Source organism: Flavobacterium sp. PL002 (assembly GCF_054165825.1).
On sequence record NZ_CM135110.1, the window covers coordinates 397,170 to 417,816 of the forward strand.

The 20,647-nt window shown below is 36.0% G+C and carries 12 protein-coding genes, 5 tRNA genes and 3 rRNA genes; 9 read left to right on the forward strand and 11 right to left on the reverse strand.

Annotated features, from left to right (window positions below; all coding sequences use genetic code 11):
- The first annotated feature begins 28 nt into the window (after positions 1 to 28).
- Positions 29 to 1,246 carry a diaminopimelate decarboxylase gene (lysA, locus tag ACVEGE_RS01645; RefSeq protein ID WP_192500316.1) on the forward strand — a complete coding sequence of 406 codons (1,218 nt, stop codon included), beginning with the start codon at positions 29 to 31 and terminating at the stop codon, positions 1,244 to 1,246.
- 62 nt (positions 1,247 to 1,308) lie between these two features.
- Here lysA and pafA read toward each other — a convergent pair whose 3' ends face one another.
- Positions 1,309 to 2,922 carry an alkaline phosphatase PafA gene (pafA, locus tag ACVEGE_RS01650; protein ID WP_192500317.1) on the reverse strand — a complete coding sequence of 538 codons (1,614 nt, stop codon included), beginning with the start codon at positions 2,920 to 2,922 and terminating at the stop codon, positions 1,309 to 1,311.
- Positions 2,923 to 3,135: 213 nt separating this feature from the next.
- Between pafA and ACVEGE_RS01655 the strand changes: the two genes are divergently transcribed.
- Positions 3,136 to 3,489: an ISAon1 family transposase N-terminal region protein gene (locus tag ACVEGE_RS01655; RefSeq protein WP_173854557.1), complete on the forward strand. Its 354-nt coding sequence runs from the start codon at positions 3,136 to 3,138 to the stop codon at positions 3,487 to 3,489.
- Between the two features lie 19 nt (positions 3,490 to 3,508).
- On the forward strand, positions 3,509 to 4,462 hold the full coding sequence (locus tag ACVEGE_RS01660) for an ISAon1 family transposase (RefSeq protein WP_458008645.1): 954 nt from the start codon (positions 3,509 to 3,511) through the stop codon (positions 4,460 to 4,462).
- Positions 4,463 to 4,630: 168 nt separating this feature from the next.
- Here the strand turns inward: ACVEGE_RS01660 and rrf are convergent.
- From rrf to ACVEGE_RS01685, 5 genes are all read right to left on the reverse strand, one after another.
- Positions 4,631 to 4,740, reverse strand: a 5S ribosomal RNA gene (gene rrf / locus ACVEGE_RS01665).
- 205 nt (positions 4,741 to 4,945) lie between these two features.
- Positions 4,946 to 7,830 (reverse strand): 23S ribosomal RNA (locus tag ACVEGE_RS01670).
- A 190-nt stretch (positions 7,831 to 8,020) separates the two neighbouring features.
- Positions 8,021 to 8,094: transfer RNA gene (locus ACVEGE_RS01675), tRNA-Ala, on the reverse strand.
- Between the two features lie 87 nt (positions 8,095 to 8,181).
- A tRNA-Ile gene (locus ACVEGE_RS01680) sits at positions 8,182 to 8,255 on the reverse strand.
- A gap of 185 nt (positions 8,256 to 8,440) precedes the next feature.
- A 16S ribosomal RNA gene (locus ACVEGE_RS01685) occupies positions 8,441 to 9,954 on the reverse strand.
- Together the 16S, 23S and 5S rRNA genes with 2 tRNA genes alongside form the textbook arrangement of a ribosomal RNA operon.
- 1,647 nt (positions 9,955 to 11,601) lie before the next feature.
- Between ACVEGE_RS01685 and ACVEGE_RS01690 the strand changes: the two genes are divergently transcribed.
- The gene (locus ACVEGE_RS01690) at positions 11,602 to 12,615 is read left to right on the forward strand and encodes a porin (protein WP_173854055.1); all 1,014 of its coding nucleotides are present in this window, start codon (positions 11,602 to 11,604) and stop codon (positions 12,613 to 12,615) included.
- 203 nt (positions 12,616 to 12,818) lie between these two features.
- Here ACVEGE_RS01690 and ACVEGE_RS01695 read toward each other — a convergent pair whose 3' ends face one another.
- The 5 genes from ACVEGE_RS01695 to ACVEGE_RS01715 all read right to left on the reverse strand — a co-directional run bounded on the left by ACVEGE_RS01695 (position 12,819) and on the right by ACVEGE_RS01715 (position 18,397).
- Positions 12,819 to 13,718, reverse strand: coding sequence for an N-acetylmuramoyl-L-alanine amidase (locus ACVEGE_RS01695; protein WP_173854056.1), 900 nt, complete (start codon positions 13,716 to 13,718; stop codon positions 12,819 to 12,821).
- Positions 13,719 to 13,741: 23 nt separating this feature from the next.
- On the reverse strand, positions 13,742 to 14,203 hold the full coding sequence (locus ACVEGE_RS01700; RefSeq protein ID WP_173856377.1) for a hypothetical protein: 462 nt from the start codon (positions 14,201 to 14,203) through the stop codon (positions 13,742 to 13,744).
- 42 nt (positions 14,204 to 14,245) lie between these two features.
- Positions 14,246 to 15,559 (reverse strand): 30S ribosomal protein S12 methylthiotransferase RimO, encoded by a 1,314-nt coding sequence (gene rimO, locus ACVEGE_RS01705; RefSeq protein WP_173854058.1) that lies wholly within the window; start codon positions 15,557 to 15,559, stop codon positions 14,246 to 14,248.
- Positions 15,560 to 15,760: 201 nt separating this feature from the next.
- Complete coding sequence (locus tag ACVEGE_RS01710; protein ID WP_192500105.1) at positions 15,761 to 17,263, reverse strand: OmpP1/FadL family transporter; 1,503 nt, start codon at positions 17,261 to 17,263, stop codon at positions 15,761 to 15,763.
- Between the two features lie 42 nt (positions 17,264 to 17,305).
- Complete coding sequence (locus tag ACVEGE_RS01715) at positions 17,306 to 18,397, reverse strand: hypothetical protein (protein ID WP_192500106.1); 1,092 nt, start codon at positions 18,395 to 18,397, stop codon at positions 17,306 to 17,308.
- Between the two features lie 101 nt (positions 18,398 to 18,498).
- Between ACVEGE_RS01715 and proS the strand changes: the two genes are divergently transcribed.
- The 5 genes from proS (at position 18,499) to rpsT (ending at position 20,645) form a co-directional block, all read left to right on the forward strand.
- A complete protein-coding gene (gene proS, locus ACVEGE_RS01720) occupies positions 18,499 to 19,977 on the forward strand; it encodes a proline--tRNA ligase (protein WP_192500107.1) in 1,479 nt (492 codons plus the stop codon).
- A 76-nt stretch (positions 19,978 to 20,053) separates the two neighbouring features.
- Positions 20,054 to 20,125: transfer RNA gene (locus ACVEGE_RS01725), tRNA-Glu, on the forward strand.
- A 46-nt stretch (positions 20,126 to 20,171) separates the two neighbouring features.
- Positions 20,172 to 20,243: transfer RNA gene (locus ACVEGE_RS01730), tRNA-Glu, on the forward strand.
- Positions 20,244 to 20,283: 40 nt separating this feature from the next.
- Positions 20,284 to 20,355, forward strand: a tRNA-Glu gene (locus ACVEGE_RS01735).
- A gap of 38 nt (positions 20,356 to 20,393) precedes the next feature.
- The gene (gene rpsT, locus ACVEGE_RS01740) at positions 20,394 to 20,645 is read left to right on the forward strand and encodes a 30S ribosomal protein S20 (RefSeq protein ID WP_173837097.1); all 252 of its coding nucleotides are present in this window, start codon (positions 20,394 to 20,396) and stop codon (positions 20,643 to 20,645) included.
- Positions 20,646 to 20,647 lie beyond the last annotated feature (2 nt).

Sequence of the window (20,647 nt, forward strand, 5' to 3'; positions counted from 1 at the left end):
ATAATAAATTTGCTAAAAAATAATAACCATGCAATCAAAAGACTTACTTCAACTAACAGAACAATTTGGCAGTCCCTTATACGTATATGATGCCGAAAAAATAAAATCACAATACAATAGATTAACTAAAGCTTTTTCTAAAGTTGAAAAGTTGCGTATCAATTACGCCATGAAAGCATTATCTAACGTTGCTATATTGCAACTATTAAAAGAAATGGGTTCAGGTCTTGATACGGTTTCCATACAAGAAGTTTTATTAGGATTACACGCAGGATATGACCCCGAAAAAATATTTTATACTCCAAATGGTGTTTCTCTTGAAGAAATTGAAGAAGTAAATGCAATGGGGGTTCAAATCAATATTGATAACTTGTCGATATTAGAACAATTTGGTGCTAAACACCCTAATGTTCCTGTTTGTATTCGTATCAATCCACACGTTATGGCAGGTGGAAACACGAATATTTCTGTAGGACATATTGATAGTAAATTTGGTATCTCAATTCACCAATTACCACACCTCGTTCGTATTGTTGAAAATACTAAAATGAACATTGTAGGTATACACATGCACACAGGTTCTGATATTTTAGATATTGAAGTATTCTTATATGCTGCCGAAATTTTATTTGATGCAGCTAAAAATTTCAAAAATCTAGAATTTCTAGATTTCGGAAGCGGATTTAAAGTCCCTTACAAAAAAGACGATATCGAAACAGATATTGAAGAATTAGGAAAAAAATTATCTAAAAGGTTCAATGCATTTTGTACTGAATACGGAAAAGAATTAACGTTAATTTTCGAACCAGGAAAATTCCTAGTAAGTGAAGCAGGGCAGTTTCTTGTAAAAGTGAATGTGATCAAGCAAACAACATCAACAGTATTTGCAGGAATTGATAGCGGTTTTAACCATTTAATTCGTCCAATGCTATACGGTTCACAACATCATATAGAAAACATATCTAACCCAAAAGGAAAAGAGCGTTTTTATTCAGTTGTAGGATATATTTGCGAAACAGATACCTTTGCAAACAACAGAAGAATACCCGAAATAAAAGAAGGCGATATTTTAAGTTTTAGAAATGCTGGAGCATATTGTTACTCTATGGCCTCCAACTATAACTCAAGATACAAACCAGCTGAAGTATTGTGGATGAATGGTCAAGGTCACTTAATTCGTGCCCATGAGACATTTGAAGATTTATTAAAAAACCAAATTCCATTACCATTAGCAGAAAAAGTTTAGTTGATAACCAAACATAAAAAAAGGTGTATTTTTACAAAATACACCTTTTTTTATATCTAAATTTAATCATTCAATACTTCCTCAAGAACTTGAGCTTCTGTACCATTAGGAAAAGAAACTTTAATCTTTTGAGCAATCGTTGGTGCAATTTGAGTAATTTCTTTTTTATTAAAAGATTCCCCCTTTTTAATATGCCAACCATAGAAAATGGCAGGAACATGTGTATCGTAAGTATAAGTAGTTCCATGAGAAGTTCCAGTACCCTGATATTCAATGTAACCCGGTTTATCAAGAATTATCAAATCACCATTTTGAGTCACATCATATCCTTTAGCAATAAAATTCAAGAAATAGTCATTCCCTGTAGAATGTAAAATCTCGTCTTCGGTATAGACTCTTTTTACGTAATCTTGCGTCATTAAATAAGATTTAAAAGCTTCTTTAACTACGTTAAAATCAAGATTTTTAGATTTAATAATATCTTTATTAAAAAATAAATTAAAACTACCATAATTTAAAACCAAATCAACACCAAATGTCTTCATAGAAAAATCTTTTAGATTATTTCTAATATCTTTTGGACTTATACTGTTCACATTGTACTTATGATCTTTTAAATAATTTACATTCTCCGCACCAGCATGATCAGCTGTTAAAAATAATAAGTAATTATCTTTACCAACAGTTTTATCTAAATAATTCAAAAAATCAGCAATAGTTTGATCTAAACGCAAGTAAGTATCTTGTAATTCCATAGATCTCGGTCCTAGTAAATGACCAACATAATCTGTAGAAGAAAAACTAACCGTTAAGAAATCAGTAATATTATCTTTACCTAGTTCTTCTTTTTCTATTGCTTTCATGGCAAATTCCGCCAACAAATTATTCCCGAAAGGAGTTGAGCGTAATACCCCAGCATCATTTTTAGCATACATATCCTTTAAATCGTAAGGAAAAACAGGAGCAATACTATTGTATAGTTTTCCTTCGTAAGGGTTATTATCTTCTAAGCTTTCATTATAAGTAGCTTTTGGTTTTAATAAATCCCATCCTTTATTAATGTAAGGCATATAATGTTTCTCATCATTGAATTTTTGAACCCAATCAGGCAACTTTTCACCATAAAAAGTACTCGAAATAAAAGAACCAGTTTTACTATACCAGAATGCCCAATTAGCAAAATGACCTGCTGGCAAAATAGCACCACGATCTTTTAGACTTAACCCAATAACCTTACCTTGGAAATTAGTACCCATTCTAAGTTCATCAGTAATCGTAGTTGTCAATAGATTTTTAGGAGACATTTCTCCTTCTTCTTTAGTTCCATCACCTACAGTACTTACACTAGCATCATCAGTACAATACACATCTTTACCTAATTTTCTACTAAACCATTCGTTACTAACTATTCCGTGAACTGCAGGTGTAGTCCCTGTGTATATAGACGCATGACCTGGAGCAGTATAAGTTGGCATATAATTGTAGTGCATATTTTGAAATGTATACCCATTTCCCATGAGTCTTTTAAAACCATCATTAGAAAAATCATTAGAAAAACGGTACAAATATTCCATTTTCATTTGATCAACAACAATACCAACAACCAGTTTAGGTCTTTCTTGTGCTTGTAAATTTGACATAATAATAACAGCCAAAAACAAAATCAGTTTTTTCATATTTAAATTTATTTTTTGAATACAAAAATAAGCATTAATGAACAAACTGATTTAGATATACCGTTATAATGACAAATAACCAAATTGATTTAACATAATATTAAACATTCATATACTTCCGATGAAAATAATTTAAAACAAAAAAAACGGATCAATCCTAAAAGTTGGGGAGGGATTTGATTTTTATTAAATTAGCAGATAAAAAAGTACCCCTTGGAAAATTATATAGAACTATTAAAACTCATACTGCCAGAATTAATTGTTGAACACTTTGATTTGGTGAATACCAAAACTGAACAAGAGAAAATGCATTTGTTTTTTGAAGAAAAAAGTGCTCCACCCAAAGAGTATAATAATCGACAACTAGTTTCAAAAGGTTTTTTACATGAGATTACTATTCAAGATTTTCCACTTAGAGGGAAATTCGTATATCTCCATATTAAAAGACGTCGTTGGACAGATAAAGAAACTCAAGAAATCATACAACGAGATTGGAATATTGTAGCACAAGGAACCCGCATGACTCATGAGTTTGCGGATTTTTTAAAAGAAATTAATAGATACTAAAGCAAACGATTGTCATACTATTGGTTTTTTCTTTGGTGTTAATGGTAAAAAATTGCAACGACAATATAAAAAACATCTTAGTAATTTTTCCAATTGGGAACAACGAGAACATGCAAATGAGTGGCTAATTTTCCCTGAAAACATGGGTAGTCATTTATCTATAGACGAAGTAAACTTGTCAATGGGAGAGCTTTATACCGTAGTGACCAATAAAGCAGGAAAAGGTAAAAAAGGTTCTATTGTAGCCATTATTGCTGGAACAAAAGCAGAAGTAGTTATTAATCATTTACAAAGGATAGATTTTAAAAAACGTTCTCAGGTTATTGAAATTACTCTAGACATGGCTAATAGCATGAAATTAATTGCTAAAAAATCTTTTCCAAAAGCAACACAAGTAACAGATCGTTTCCATGTTCAAAAACTTGCTTTAGAAGCTGTACAAGAAGTTCGTATTAGATTAAAATGGGAAGCGCTAGATCAAGAAAACCAAAGTATATTTGAAGCAAAACTCAACAAAGCACCTTTTGTTTCTAAAGAATTCTCTAACGGAGATACTGCCAAGCAATTACTCACCAGGAGTAGGTTTCTACTCTACAAAAGCCCTAACAAATGGAGTGAGAGCCAAAAAGAAAGAGCTACAATAGTATTTACAGAATATCCGGAAATTAAAACGGTTTACTTTTTAAGTCAAAAATTACGCAACATTTACAATAACAATACTGATAAAGCAATAGCTATTACCAAATTAGCACACTGGTATAACGATGTTGAGCGCTTAGGAATAAAAAGTTTTAATACAATAATAAATACCATTAAAATTAACTATGATTCTATTTTGAATTATTTTGGTAATAGAAGCACTAATGCTTCTGCAGAATCTTTCAATGCTAAAATAAAGGCTTTTAGAAATCAGTTCAGAGGTGTTAGAAAAGTTGATTTCTTTCTATTTAGATTAACTAAATTATTTGCTTAATCCCCAACTTTTGCGCTTGATCCAAAAAAACATCAGATTGGACAACTTTTTCTTAAAAAAAGACACGATCCCCAGTTAATCAATAGATTTTTCAAGAGGGCTCCCACATAACTGCATCATTAATTTAAAAACAAAAAACCCCTATCCGATAAGGATAGGGGTTTTAAAGAAAGGCGACGACATACTCTCCCACATAACTGCAGTACCATCTGCGCAGGCGGGCTTAACTACTCTGTTCGGGATGGGAAGAGGTGAGCCCCGCCGCAATAACCACCTTAAGGTCTTGCTTAGGGACTAGCCATTAGCCATAAGGCATTAGCTAGCATCTAATTTAGTAAGTAGTTTTAGACTTTGCCTAATCACTAATTAACTAATAATATCTTAACATACTGAGATAAAGAAAAAAGTATTAATCTTGACTTGCACTGAGCGAAGTCGAAGGGAGAAAGTTTCCCCAGTGCACTTTCGTGCACTGGAAAGGGTGTACATAAGCTTACGGATTATTAGTACTACTCGACTATGACATTACTGCCTTTACATCTATAGCCTATCAACGTGGTCATCTCCCACGATCCTTAAAAGAAATCTCATCTTGTGGTGGGTTTCGCGCTTATATGCTTTCAGCGCTTATCCCTTCCAAACGTAGCTACTCTGCGATGCCACTGGCGTGACAACAGATACACTAGAGGTTTGTCCAATTCGGTCCTCTCGTACTAGAATCAGATCCACTCAAATTTCTTGCGCCCACAGTAGATAGAGACCGAACTGTCTCACGACGTTCTGAACCCAGCTCGCGTGCCACTTTAATGGGCGAACAGCCCAACCCTTGGGACCTTCTCCAGCCCCAGGATGTGACGAGCCGACATCGAGGTGCCAAACCCCCCCGTCGATATGAGCTCTTGGGGGAGATCAGCCTGTTATCCCCGGCGTACCTTTTATCCTTTGAGCGATGGCCCTTCCATGCGGAACCACCGGATCACTATGCTCTACTTTCGTACCTGATCGACCTGTATGTCTCTCAGTCAAGCTCCCTTATGCCATTGCACTCTACGCACGGTTACCAAGCGTACTGAGGGAACCTTTAGAAGCCTCCGTTACTCTTTTGGAGGCGACCACCCCAGTCAAACTACCCACCAAGCAATGTCCCCCGCATTCGCGGGGTTAGGCTTCAGACAAACAAAGGGTTGTATTTCAACAATGACTCCACAACGCCTAGCGACGCCACTTCACAGTCTCCAACCTATCCTACACATCATTTGTCCAAAGTCAATACTAAGCTATAGTAAAGGTGCACAGGGTCTTTTCGTCCCACTGCGGGTAAGCGGCATCTTCACCGCTACTACAATTTCACCGAGCTCATGGCTGAGACAGTGTCCAGATCGTTACACCATTCGTGCAGGTCGGAACTTACCCGACAAGGAATTTCGCTACCTTAGGACCGTTATAGTTACGGCCGCCGTTTACTGGGGCTTCATTTCAATGCTTCTCCGAAGATAACATCTCCACTTAACCTTCCAGCACCGGGCAGGTGTCAGGCCCTATACTTCATCTTACGATTTTGCAGAGCCCTGTGTTTTTGATAAACAGTCGCCTGGACCTCTTCACTGCGGCCAGCATTGCTGCTGGCGACCCTTCTCCCGAAGTTACGGGTCTATTTTGCCTAATTCCTTAGCCATGAATCTCTCGAGCACCTTAGAATTCTCATCTCGACTACCTGTGTCGGTTTGCGGTACGGGTACTATTAACCTGAAGTTTAGAGGTTTTTCTTGGAAGCCCTTAGGTGCACTATCTCTTTGTCCGAAGACGCCGAGTACTATCGTATTTCCCCAAGCCGCGTGGATTTGCCTGCGCAGCTTATAGGTAGGTACTTCAACGAACTATTCCGTCAGTTCGCGGCACTTTCATCACTCCGTCACCCCATCACAGTTAACAGTAGTACGGGAATATTAACCCGTTGTCCATCGACTGTCCCTTTCGGGTTCGCCTTAGGTCCCGACTAACCCACAGCTGATTAGCATAGCTGTGGAAACCTTAGTCTTTCGGTGTGCGGGTTTCTCGCCCGCATTATCGTTACTTATGCCTACATTTTCTTTTCTCACCGGTCCAGCATACCTTACGATACACCTTCTACCCTGTGAGAATGCTCCCCTACCACTTACAATAAATTGTAAATCCATAGCTTCGGTAATATACTTATGCCCGATTATTATCCATGCTCGTCCGCTCGACTAGTGAGCTGTTACGCACTCTTTAAATGAATGGCTGCTTCCAAGCCAACATCCTAGCTGTCTATGCAGACAAACCTCGTTCTTTCAACTTAGTATATATTTGGGGACCTTAGCTGATGGTCTGGGTTCTTTCCCTCTCGGACTTGGACCTTAGCACCCAAGCCCTCACTGTTACGAAACATTATATAGCATTCGGAGTTTGTCAGGAATTGGTAGGCGGTGAAGCCCCCGCATCCAATCAGTAGCTCTACCTCTATATAACTTTAAACATAACGCTGCACCTAAATGCATTTCGGGGAGTACGAGCTATTTCCGAGTTTGATTGGCCTTTCACCCCTACCCACAGATCATCCCAAGACTTTTCAACGTCAACGGGTTCGGTCCTCCACTTTGGGTTAACAAAGCTTCAACCTGTCCATGGGTAGATCACACGGTTTCGCGTCTAACACTACTGACTAAAGCGCCCTATTCAGACTCGCTTTCGCTACGGATCCGTGGCTTAACCACTTATCCTTGCCAGCAACGTTAACTCGTAGGCTCATTATGCAAAAGGCACGCCGTCACCCCACTAAAGGGCTCCGACCGCTTGTAAGCGTATGGTTTCAGGATCTATTTCACTCCGTTATTCACGGTTCTTTTCACCTTTCCCTCACGGTACTGGTTCACTATCGGTCTCTCAGGAGTATTTAGCCTTAGCGGATGGTCCCGCCAAATTCAGACAGGATTTCTCGTGTCCCGCCCTACTCAGGATACCACTATTGTTATCTTCTATTACTTATACAGGGCTATCACCTTCTTTGGCTTTACTTTCCAGTAAATTCTAATTCTATCCGCAACAAATAACGTGGTCCTACAACCCCAACATTGCCGTAACAACATTGGTTTGGGCTAATCCGCGTTCGCTCGCCACTACTTACGGAATCACTTTTGTTTTCTTCTCCTCCGCCTACTTAGATGTTTCAGTTCAGCGGGTTTGCCCACCCGAAGGTGTACTAGATCTTCAATCTAGTGGGTTGCCCCATTCAGGTATTTACGGATCAATCAATGTGTGCTTGTCCCCGTAACTTTTCGCAGCTTATCACGCCTTTCATCGCCTCTGAGAGCCAAGGCATCCCCCATACGCCCTTATTTTGCTTATTGTACCAATCTTAAAATTAATTAAGACCGTTTTTTCTTGTATTTTACTATCTCTAGTAAAAAACGCTTTCTACTTTTAATATTTTTCTTATCTCAATATGTCAATGAACTTTAATCCCCCTCCAACTCCCCCGAAGGGGGAGAGCCGATTGCTCTGGGTTCCTCCCCTTTGGGGAGGTTAGGAGGGGATTTGTGGAGAATAACGGAGTCGAACCGTTGACCTCCTGCGTGCAAGGCAGGCGCTCTAGCCAGCTGAGCTAATCCCCCATTTTTGAGCGACTAGTGAACAGTAATTAGTGACTAGCACTAATTTTGTTGCTTTTCAACTCTAGAATTTCCTTTAAGTTTAAATAGTTGTCTCGGACAGACTCGAACTGTCGACCCCTACATTATCAGTGTAGTACTCTAACCAGCTGAGCTACGAGACACTCTTATTCTTAAATTATTTTTTATTCAATTTCTTTAAATTAACAGCAAGAGTAATAAAGCTTCTAAATCAGACCCCAATGTCTCTTTTCGTCTCTTTCCCTACCGTGCTTTTCTTAATCCTTAATTCTTAAATATAAATACCTATTCATTAAAAAACAATACTTAGCTAACACTAAGGCTCTAGAAAGGAGGTGTTCCAGCCGCACCTTCCGGTACGGCTACCTTGTTACGACTTAGCCCTAGTTACCAGTTTTACCCTAGGCAGCTCCTTGCGGTCACCGACTTCAGGCACCCCCAGCTTCCATGGCTTGACGGGCGGTGTGTACAAGGCCCGGGAACGTATTCACCGGATCATGGCTGATATCCGATTACTAGCGATTCCAGCTTCACGGAGTCGAGTTGCAGACTCCGATCCGAACTGAGAACGGTTTTGTAGATTCGCTCCTGGTTGCCCAGTGGCTGCTCTCTGTACCGTCCATTGTAGCACGTGTGTAGCCCAAGGCGTAAGGGCCGTGATGATTTGACGTCATCCCCACCTTCCTCACAGTTTACACTGGCAGTCTTGTTAGAGTTCCCGACATGACTCGCTGGCAACTAACAACAGGGGTTGCGCTCGTTATAGGACTTAACCTGACACCTCACGGCACGAGCTGACGACAACCATGCAGCACCTTGTAAATTGTCTTGCGAAAAGTCTGTTTCCAAACCGGTCAATCTACATTTAAGCCTTGGTAAGGTTCCTCGCGTATCATCGAATTAAACCACATGCTCCACCGCTTGTGCGGGCCCCCGTCAATTCCTTTGAGTTTCAAACTTGCGTTCGTACTCCCCAGGTGGGATACTTATCACTTTCGCTTAGCCACTGAGATTGCTCCCAACAGCTAGTATCCATCGTTTACGGCGTGGACTACCAGGGTATCTAATCCTGTTCGCTACCCACGCTTTCGTCCATCAGCGTCAATATATTAGTAGTAACCTGCCTTCGCAATTGGTATTCCATGTAATCTCTAAGCATTTCACCGCTACACTACATATTCTAGTTACTTCCTAATAATTCAAGTCAGACAGTATCAATGGCCGTTCCACCGTTGAGCGATGGGCTTTCACCACTGACTTATCTGACCGCCTACGGACCCTTTAAACCCAATGATTCCGGATAACGCTTGGATCCTCCGTATTACCGCGGCTGCTGGCACGGAGTTAGCCGATCCTTATTCTTACAGTACCGTCAAGCTGGTTCACGAACCAGTGTTTCTTCCTGTATAAAAGCAGTTTACAATCCATAGGACCGTCATCCTGCACGCGGCATGGCTGGATCAGGCTTGCGCCCATTGTCCAATATTCCTCACTGCTGCCTCCCGTAGGAGTCTGGTCCGTGTCTCAGTACCAGTGTGGGGGATCTCCCTCTCAGGACCCCTACCCATCGTAGTCTTGGTAAGCCGTTACCTTACCAACTAACTAATGGGACGCATGCTCATCTTTCACCGATAAATCTTTAATAGTGGTCTCATGCGAGACTACTATACTATGAGGTATTAATCCAAATTTCTCTGGGCTATCCCTCTGTGAAAGGTAGATTGCATACGCGTTACGCACCCGTGCGCCGGTCTCATTATCCGAAGATAACTACCCCTCGACTTGCATGTGTTAAGCCTGCCGCTAGCGTTCATCCTGAGCCAGGATCAAACTCTTCATCGTATATTATTTGCTTATTACTAAGCTATTTATTTTTGACTGAAGATCTATTGGTTATACTCTAATCTATCTATTCTATTACTCTTATTCTTTTGTTCTAACATCTCTGTTAAAACGGCTGTCAATTCAATATGTCTAGGAACGTGTTCTTATCTTTTTTTTAACCTCGTTTTCATGTTACACATGTTTCCCGAAGCGGGTGCAAAAGTAATAAACTCTTTTATTTCTCACAAGCTTTTTTTAAAATAATTTGAAAATAAATTCTCAACTTATTTCGTTTTGCTTGCCATAATGTAAAGAACTTATTCGCTGTTGCGGGTGCAAAAGTAACTCCTTTATACCGTTAAACAATACTTTTGATTGCCTTTTTTTAATGTTTTTATAACTTTAATTTTAAATTACTGGAAATCTTATCTTTGAAAAAGAGTCATTGGTGCGGTTTTGTGTAAAAGTAGGAATTATTACTGTTGCAGATTGGGTTTTTATTAGATTTACAACCTATTTATGGTTTTCCCTAAGTTGCAACTCGCTTAAAAATACTTTCATTAAACTACTTTACAGTTAAGAGCGACTTTGCAGAAGCTATTAATCCTCTTAACTTAGCTCAGTTATTATGCTTTATTACTAAATGTAATTTGAACAAACTAATTACTCCTTAATATATAGGTAGCAAAATCTAGATTCAAACACACCACTCCTTCCTAGCCCTGATAGTAGCGGAAATCCTAGGGAGCAGGTGTTCGGCGAACTAGATTGTAGCAGATAGCAGGAAATAGCTCCTGTAAATTACACACACCAAGGTTACTCAGCTCAAAAAAATCTAGCTTAAGAAAAATTCATATAGCACAGTTATACACGAGCTAAATATCTTAAGATAAAACACAATCACTCATACACGAAAATTCATTCAGCTAAAAAAAAAAAAAAAAAACCACATCTACCTCTTTATTTAACAATGTCTAAATATTCTATAAAACTTAACTTAACAACCCCAAAGCATCGGCAGCAAAAAAAACTCTTAATTCAAGATATACATAATATTATTACATACCTATATACAATTATATCTAATAATAATTAATAGCAACATTGATTTTAACTCCTACAACAGTCAAATAACATTAAATAAAATTTCATTACAAACGACCTATCCTTCATTCCTAATATATTACGAAAAAGAGGAACACAAATCATAAAATACAAATACATCAAAACAAATACACACCAACACAAAGATGACCTATTTTAAATATAACACAAAATCTAAAAAACAAGCATAAATAAAAATATTCCATAAATCAAAACAAAACACCCTTATAAAATAGGGGTGTTGAAATGAATAAACATAAAAATAAACCAAAATACCCTATTAAAAATGCAATTCAAATAAAATAACTATTGTGAATTATTTATTTTTTCATATTCAAAAATGAATTATGCTTGTTTTTTTAAATTGATTTTTTCTTATCAATAATTCTTTCCAAATAAGCGTCATTTGTTAGCTCTAAATTCTGTTTACTTACTAAATGTTAATAAATTCGCCTTGTTTTACTGTTCAAAATACTTTCAAAATGAAGAGCTCTCATTTTATATTTTAGACTTAAAACACATTAACTAACAACCAAAAGAATTAACAAAAACAACTATTACATGAAAAAGCTACTAACAATACTAATATTAGCATTTGCTGCTAACACATCATTTGCTCAAGACACTCCATTAGAAATTTCGGGCTCAGGAGACCTATATTATAAATATGATTTTTCTAAAACTGCAAACATACCTACTAGTTTTGCATCAGATCAAAATTCAGTTTCTTTAGGAATGATTGATATCGCTTTAAAGAAAACTACAGGAAAAACCTCTTTTGTAGGTGAAGTATCCTTTGGACCAAGAGGACAATTTCAATCCATTTTAAATTCGGACGGAACTTACGATGAATTAGGAGCTAATTCATTTCACATTCAAAATTTATACGCAACCTATGCAGCATCAGATAAACTAAGCTTTACTGCTGGATTCATGGGGACATTTATAGGATACGAGGTAATATCACCATTAAGCAACTTCCACTATTCTACTTCTTACTTATTTACAAACGGTCCTTTTCAAAATGCTGGTGTAAAAGCAACTTATGCAATTTCCGACAAAGTAGGAATTATGGTTGGCGCGTTTAATGACGCTTGGAATTCTTACACTGCAGACGCATTTAAAGGACTAAACGCTGTTGGTGCACAACTATCTTTAACTCCAAGCGAAAATATTAGCGCTTACGTTAACTTTATGGATGGTTCCGTAAGTGGAACAATCATTGACTTAACAGCTTCTTTTAAAGTTTCAGAAAAATTCAACTTAGGATTAAATGCAGCCGATTACTCAAATGAAGGCGATGTAGGATATACAGGTGTTGCTTTATACCCATCATTTGCTGTAAATGAAAATTTTGGCTTGGGATTACGTGGTGAATATTTCGATTATAAAAAAGGATCTGGTGACACTTCATTCACTGCTTTTACATTATCTGCTAATTTAAAATCAGGTGGATTAACTTTTATTCCTGAAATAAGACTAGACAACGCTTCAGATGAAGTATTTGTAGATTCAAATATGGCCGGAACAAAATCAGCAACTCAATTTGCAGTAGCGGTAGTTTACGGTTTTTAAACATTCAAAAAAAAAAACATAATGTAAATTACTATTTACATATAACTTATGATTACCCCTATATTTTTTTTTAACTGTCAAGGTACTCTTAGTACTTTGGCAGTTTTTTTTAATATCAAATAGAGCTAATCGATGAATTAAAAACAAAAAAAGAGTTTCCTAAAATCTAGAAAACTCTCTTCTTACTATTTATTTTAATCTATTTACTGCTTTTTATAAACTGCATAAATAGTATTGATTGTATTTTGATCCAATACAGCATTAACTTCTTTTTGCATATAATGTAATTTAAATGCCGTAATTGCTGCTTGTAGATTTTTAGTATCATAACCTATTACACGCAATCCTAATTCAGAACTAAAATACATAGGAGCTTCTTCTAAAACCTCATCATACCACAAGCCAAATCCATTATCGGCTAAAGTTTTCCATGGAAAAAAGACACTTGGATCTTGCTTTCTACTTGGCGCAATATCAGAATGTCCTATAATATTCTCAGCAGGAATTTTGTAATCCTTTTTCAACTTACTCAACAAAGCCATCAAGCTTGTAATTTGAGCTTCAGAAAAAGGTTCTTTACCATTATTATCCAACTCAATTCCTATAGAAGCAGAGTTGATATCAGTATTTTTTCCCCAGCTACCAGAACCAGCATGCCAAGCACGCAAGTAATCATTAAGCATTTGAACCACTTCACCATTATCACCTATAACATAATGAGCACTTACCTGTGTTCTTGCTAAAGTAAATGTTCTTATCGTTTGTTGTATAGAATCTTGAGCAGTATGATGAATAATTATAAAGTTAGGCTTACGCAAATTAAAATTAACAGTTCCTATCCATTTCATATTACTATTCTCTGGATACGAAGCCCCTCTATTATAAACGCTATCTTTAAAAGTGTACAGCTGTTTTGCATAAGAACTATCAATACTTATAGTACTTTTTATTACCACCGGTAAAGGTTCAGGTTCTTTCTTAGAAATAACCTCTTTAAAAGTTTTTAATTTCTCATTGTATTCTTTCTCGCTAACTTTATAAGGATTAGGAGAACATGATGCAACTGCAATAGCCAAGGCTAAATAGTAAAAATATTTTGACATAATATATTAAGATGCTAAAAAGACTACCTGTTTCTTCTTTTCTTTTTAGAACTTGCGTTCTCTTCATTTAGAGCTTTATATTTCTCTTTTTGATCTTCATTTAAAAACTCTTTGATTTTTCTATCTGTAGTTTCTGAAAGCGCCTCAAATTCTTTTATTTTTTGTTCTTGATTGCTTTCATCTTTCAATAAAATACCTTGCGATCGAATACTTTCTGTCAAAACATTTGCAATAGCAATTTCTTGCAACGCATCAAGATCAAGAGCTGGCTTAATTTTTTCCATGATTTTACCTACAGTAACCTCAATAGGAATTTCTTTAGGCTTTTCGGGCTCTCTATTTTGACTCATTTGATTCATTCCTCCATTTCTTCCGTAGCCGCTATTACCGTAACCATTTCCATAACCATTGTTTCCATATTGTGCAGAAACGCTTGTTAGTGTCAGTAAAAAGAATACAACTATTATTGCTTGAAATGTTTTCATATACAGTATTTTAATTTGAGCTATAAAAATAAGAATTATTGTTTAAACTGGTTCACCATATAAATCAAATTCTGTTGCTTCGGTAATTCTGATCATTGCAAAATCAGCCGTTTTTAAATAATGTTTTGACGCATCAATTAAAACCTCATTATCTACATCAGGACTATCAAATTCAGTTCTACCTACAAAGTGACCACCTTCTTTACGATCAATAATACATTTAAAAACTTGACCAATTTTTTCCTGGTTCAAGTCCCAAGAAATTTGAGATTGCAATTCCATTATTTCATTAGCACGTGCTTGTTTAACATCATCTGGAACATCATCTTCAAGCAAGTAAGCATGTGTGTTTTCTTCATGAGAATAAGCAAAACATCCCATTCTATCAAATTTCATTTCTTGTACCCAATCCTTCAAAATATTAAAATCTTCTTGAGTTTCTCCAGGGTACCCTACAATTAGTGTAGTACGAATCGCCATTCCTGGTACTTTTTCACGAAAGTCTCTTAATAATTTCGTAGTTTTTTCTTGAGTAGTTCCACGACGCATTGATTTTAAAACTGAATCTGAAATGTGTTGTAAAGGAATATCAATGTAATTACAAATCTTAGGCTCGCGCTTCATTAAATCCAACACATCCATAGGGAAACCAGTAGGAAATGCATAATGCAAACGAATCCACTCAATTCCTTCTACTTTAGCTAAAGCTTCTAAAAGCTCAGCAAGATTACGTTTTTTGTAAATATCAAGTCCGTAGTAAGTTAAATCTTGTGCGATTAAAATCAATTCTTTCACACCATCTCTAGCTAATCCTTCTGCCTCTTTAACTAATTTTTCAATAGGTTGCGAAACATGCTTTCCTCTCATTAAAGGAATCGCACAAAAACTACATGGTCTATCACAACCTTCAGCAATTTTTAAGTAGGCATAGTTTTTTGGAGTTGTTGTTAGACGCTCTCCTAATAACTCGTGCTTATAATCAGCTCCTAAAGCTTTCAATAATTGAGGCAACTCAGTTGTTCCAAAAAATTGATCCACATTTGGAATCTCTTTTTCTAAATCAGGTCTGTAACGTTCCGATAAACATCCTGTAACAAAAACTTTGTCTACTAATCCTTTTTCTTTTTTATCTGCATATTCCAGAATCATATTTACTGACTCCGCTTTAGCATTATCAATAAATCCGCAGGTATTAATAACAATTATATTCCCTTCTTTGTCAGCAGGAGCCTCATGTTCAACTTCTTTTCCGTTTGCACGGAGTTGTCCCATTAAGACTTCACTGTCATATATATTTTTTGAACACCCAAGAGTGATCACGTTGATTTTGTTCTTTTTTAAAGACTTGGTTCTCATAGATTTGTAAATTGGAGTGCAAAATTACAATTTTTATTTCGGGTAATGTAAAAGATTCCTGTTTTTATGAAGCTATTCCTGCTGTACGCTGTATCTTTTCCTAGCAAAAAAGCTAGAAAAAGGATGCCGCTGCCATCAGGGCTAAAAAAAACCGTCTTGTACAAATAACACAAGACGGTTTTCATAAAAATTTTATATCAATTACAATTCAAATAAAACTGACAATGACACATTATTATTTATAGAATTGATTTTTGCTCCATCAGTAAAACCTTGTGCAAAAAACCCTTGTTGCGAATCTCTTTTTGCGTAAGCATAAGACAAATCAACTTTAGTAGCACCAAAGTTATATCCTAAACCTCCTGAATAACCCGTTAAATCACCAATAGTAGTTTTGTTTTTATACGGACTCTGCTCATAGCGGTACCCTGCTCTCAAACTCAATTGCTTAATTTTATACTCTGCTCCAATTCTTAATTCACCTGTATTATCAAGTACATCATTCATAGCATTATTTATACGAGTATAATAAGCATCGTTTTCAGGCTTGAATTTAGTGTTACTATAATCTTTTATAGCATAATCTATACTGATCAAGCCTGTTTTTCCAAAAATATAAGCTAAACTCCCTGTAACTTTACTAGGGGTTTGCAATTTATATGCTTCATAAAAATTAGTAACCTGAGGATTAAAATAGTTGTCTTTATCAACTCCACCAGAACTACTTGTTGTAGAAGCTATTTTTTGAGAAAATTCATCATTTAATCGGTACCATGTAGAAGACTCATAAGCTAATCCAGCACGTAGCTCATTAGTCACCTTAGCAATCGCTCCTACTTGAAATGAAAATCCAGATCCATAAGTATACAATTCATTATCAAAACGAATATTACTAATTGTATAATCTGTAGTTAAAGGAGCAGTGTTACTTTCATAAAAAGCAGTCGATTTTCTATAATCCGTAAAATGTGAATTTAGATTGATACCTATATACAACTTGTCTTTATAAGAAGTTGCTGCATTAAAAGACAACTTTCCATTATAACCCTCAGCTGTTACTGCATTTTGCTGGTAATAATTACCTCCACCAGGAACATTAGAATTATAAATTACATTATTAGCATTAGTTGTATTAGGGTTAATCACAAATGCATTGTAACCTAAAAAAGCTTGTTGATCGCCATTATTTAAATTTCGATAATTACTATTTTCTAAAACACCTAGTTCAGTTCCATTAGCATAATATAAAAAATAATCATCTACTGAATTTACTGGATTAGTACCTTCTGAAAAAACTGAATTATTGAAATTATTTGTATTTTCAAAGTTAACTCCAACAGTAAATTTTTTCCAATTACTTTTCGTTCTTTGGTTATTAAAAACAAACACACCACCAGCTTGATTTATGTCAAAAGTGTTGTTTTTATCATTTGACCTAGTACCAAAATAATCAGAATCATTTTTAGTATTCATACTACTCAATGTCACACCCACTTGATTGTTAACAAAAACAGCAGATCCTGCAGGATTCACATTTAAAGAAGACAAATCTCCTCCAAGCGCACCAAAAGCCCCACTCATAGCTCTATAACGAGCCGTTCCATTTAAATTATCTTGTGAGTAGCGTAGCGCATCTCTTATTTCTTGCGACTGTGCGGTACAAAAAGAGAGCCCCGTGATGAGTATAAAAATATATTTTTTCATTTCCTTTAGAATATAAGTTATTATGTAATTATGATATGATGATTAATTCCCTCCTCGTCTAGAACTTCCACCAGAACTTGATCTACTAGAGCCCGAAGAACTAGAAGAACTTGATCTACCATAGCTTTGAGACCCTGAGGAACTATTACTACTAGGAGTTGATTCTCTACGTGTATTATTACTACTATTTGTTCTAACAGGTTGGCTATAAGAATTATTTTGAGAACTACTTCTTCTAGTGTTGTTTGAATTACTATTAGTTCTAACTGGCTGGCTATAAGAATTATTTTGACTACTTCTTCTAGTATACTGTGTATTTGTATTCCCATTAGAACTTCTAGAAGTTCGTCTAAAATCTACATTATTAGAACTTCTACCCGTACTGTTTCTAGTAACACCGTTGTAATCCCTGATTGAATTTACGTTGTTATTACTTGAAGACCCTCTTCTACTTGAATTATATGAATAATTTCTATTACTGTAATAAGGACGATTATAATTGTAGCCGTAATTACGGTAATATGGATTGTAGTAATTTGCATAGTAAGGACTATTCCATCCATAATTAGAATACCCATAACCGTAATAAGGATAATTCCAACCAAAGTTATTGTAGCCAAAATTGTTATACCCATAGTTATTATAACCATAATTACCATAACCATATCCGTAATTACCATATCCATAATTAGGATATCCGAAACCAAAACCTAAAGAAAGTCCTGAGTTATATGGATTGGAATTAATTTGGATTACAGTTCCTGATGAATTACTTCCCCAATCAGCATAATTCTCATCCCTTACATCATTATTAGCTTCTTCAGTGTAATTATTATAATCATCTATGTTTGTAAAAATTTCAGTAGACTGATTACCATCTTGCAAAGAACTAAAATAATCACCGTAAGAGTTACTTTGATTATTTTGATTGTTCTGATTATTTGGATAATTTGTATCATCAGGAGCATTTTGATATTGCTTTTCTGTTGTATTTATAGCCGTAGCCCCATAAATCCCATCATTATCATAGTAAGAACTATTTTGATACGACCCACAAGAACTCATTAAAACGCTTATAAATCCAATAGTAGCATAAATAGCACTGTTTTTGGATGAAAAAATATTAGTTTTCATATCTCTAGGTTTTTTTATTGTTGCACATTACAAAAATAGTTAGTTTTGCTGAACTATTTAGTTAAATAAAATAATGCAAAATTTATGCCAAACTATTCAATATGAGCAAGAACCTTACAACAAGATCAGAAGATTATTCAAAATGGTATAATGAACTGGTTGTCAAAGCCGATTTAGCCGAAAATTCAGGAGTTAGAGGATGTATGGTTATCAAACCTTACGGATATGCCATTTGGGAAAAAATGCAAGCAGAATTAGACCGAATGTTTAAAGAAACAGGACATCAAAACGCTTATTTTCCGCTTTTTGTACCCAAAAGTATGTTTGAAGCCGAAGAAAAAAATGCAGAAGGCTTCGCAAAAGAATGTGCTATTGTGACACATTACCGATTAAAAAATGATCCAGACAAACCTGGAAAGTTAATGGTGGACCCAAATGCTAAACTAGAAGAAGAGCTAATTGTTCGCCCAACTAGTGAAGCAATTATTTGGTCAACGTATAAAGGATGGGTACAGTCCTACCGTGATTTGCCTTTACTAATTAACCAATGGGCAAACGTTGTGCGTTGGGAAATGAGAACTCGTTTGTTTTTAAGAACAGCTGAGTTTTTATGGCAAGAAGGACATACAGCACACGCTACTAGAAATGAGGCAATAGAAGAGTCAGAAAGAATGATGAATGTTTACGCTGATTTTGCTCAAGATTTCATGGCAATTCCAGTTGTAAAAGGAATAAAAACAGAAACAGAACGTTTTGCAGGAGCCGAAGAAACTTATTGCATTGAAGCACTAATGCAAGATGGCAAAGCACTTCAAGCAGGTACATCCCATTTCTTAGGTCAGAATTTTGCAAAAGCATTTGATGTTAAATTTGCAAATGCCGAAGGTAAACAAGAACATGTTTGGGGAACTTCATGGGGAGTTTCAACACGATTAATGGGAGCGTTAGTAATGACCCACTCTGATGACAAAGGATTAGTGTTACCACCAAATTTAGCACCAATACAAGTAGTAATCGTACCTATACATAAAACAGATGAACAGTTAGCTGAAATCACTGCCGAAGTAACTATTTTAGTAGCCCAATTAAAAAAGCTAGGCGTTTCTGTTAAATATGACGACAGAACAACACAAAAACCAGGCTTTAAATTCGCTGAATGGGAATTAAAAGGAGTTCCTGTTAGAATTGCTATTGGACCAAAAGACCTAGAAAACGGAACTTTTGAGATCGCAAGAAGAGACACTTTGACTAAAGAATTAGTTTCTAAAGACGGAATTGCAACTTTTATTAGCGATTTACTAGAACAAATTCAGAAAGATTTGTTCGAAAAAGCGCTTGACTATAGAAATACACATATTACTGAAGTAAACGATTTTGAAGAGTTTAAAACCATTTTAAACAACAAACGAGGTTTTGTATCAGCACATTGGGACGGAACAGCAGCTACAGAAGAACGAATTCAAGAGTTGACTAAAGCTACAATTAGATGCATCCCTTTAGATAGCGTTGAAGAAGCCGGAGCCTGTGTGTTTACTGGGAATCCCTCAAATAAAAGAGTGCTTTTTGCGAAAGCTTACTAAATATTTTAGTTTTTTTTGTCTTAGCTATTGTGCGACTCAAAAATAGTTGTATCTTTGCATCCGCAATACAGAAGCAGGCCCGTTCGTCTATCGGTTAGGACGCATGGTTTTCATCCATGTAAGAGCGGTTCGATTCCGCTACGGGCTACTATTCTGATGCTAATACAGTTTTCACTAACTTTAAAAGTGATAATGGCCCGTTCGTCTATCGGTTAGGACGCATGGTTTTCATCCATGTAAGAGCGGTTCGATTCCGCTACGGGCTACAATTAATCTTTAAAAGGTTAAATTAACTAGAGGGATAATGGTCCGTTCGTCTAGGGGTTAGGACGCCAAGATTTCGTCTTGGTAACAGGGGTTCGATTCCCTTACGGACTACAAGTTAAAAGAATAGTAAAAGATAAAAATATAATAAAATGGCAAATCACAAGTCAGCTCTAAAAAGAATCAGAAGTAACGAAAAGAGAAGAGTATTAAATAGATACCAACATAAAACTACTCGTAATGCGATCAAAGCATTAAGAATAGCTACTGACAAAACTGATGCTACATCTAAATTGTCAAATGTAATCTCTATGATTGACAAGTTAGCTAAGAAGAACATTATCCATGATAATAAAGCTTCTAACTTAAAATCTAAGTTGACTAAATTTGTTGCTAAATTGTAATA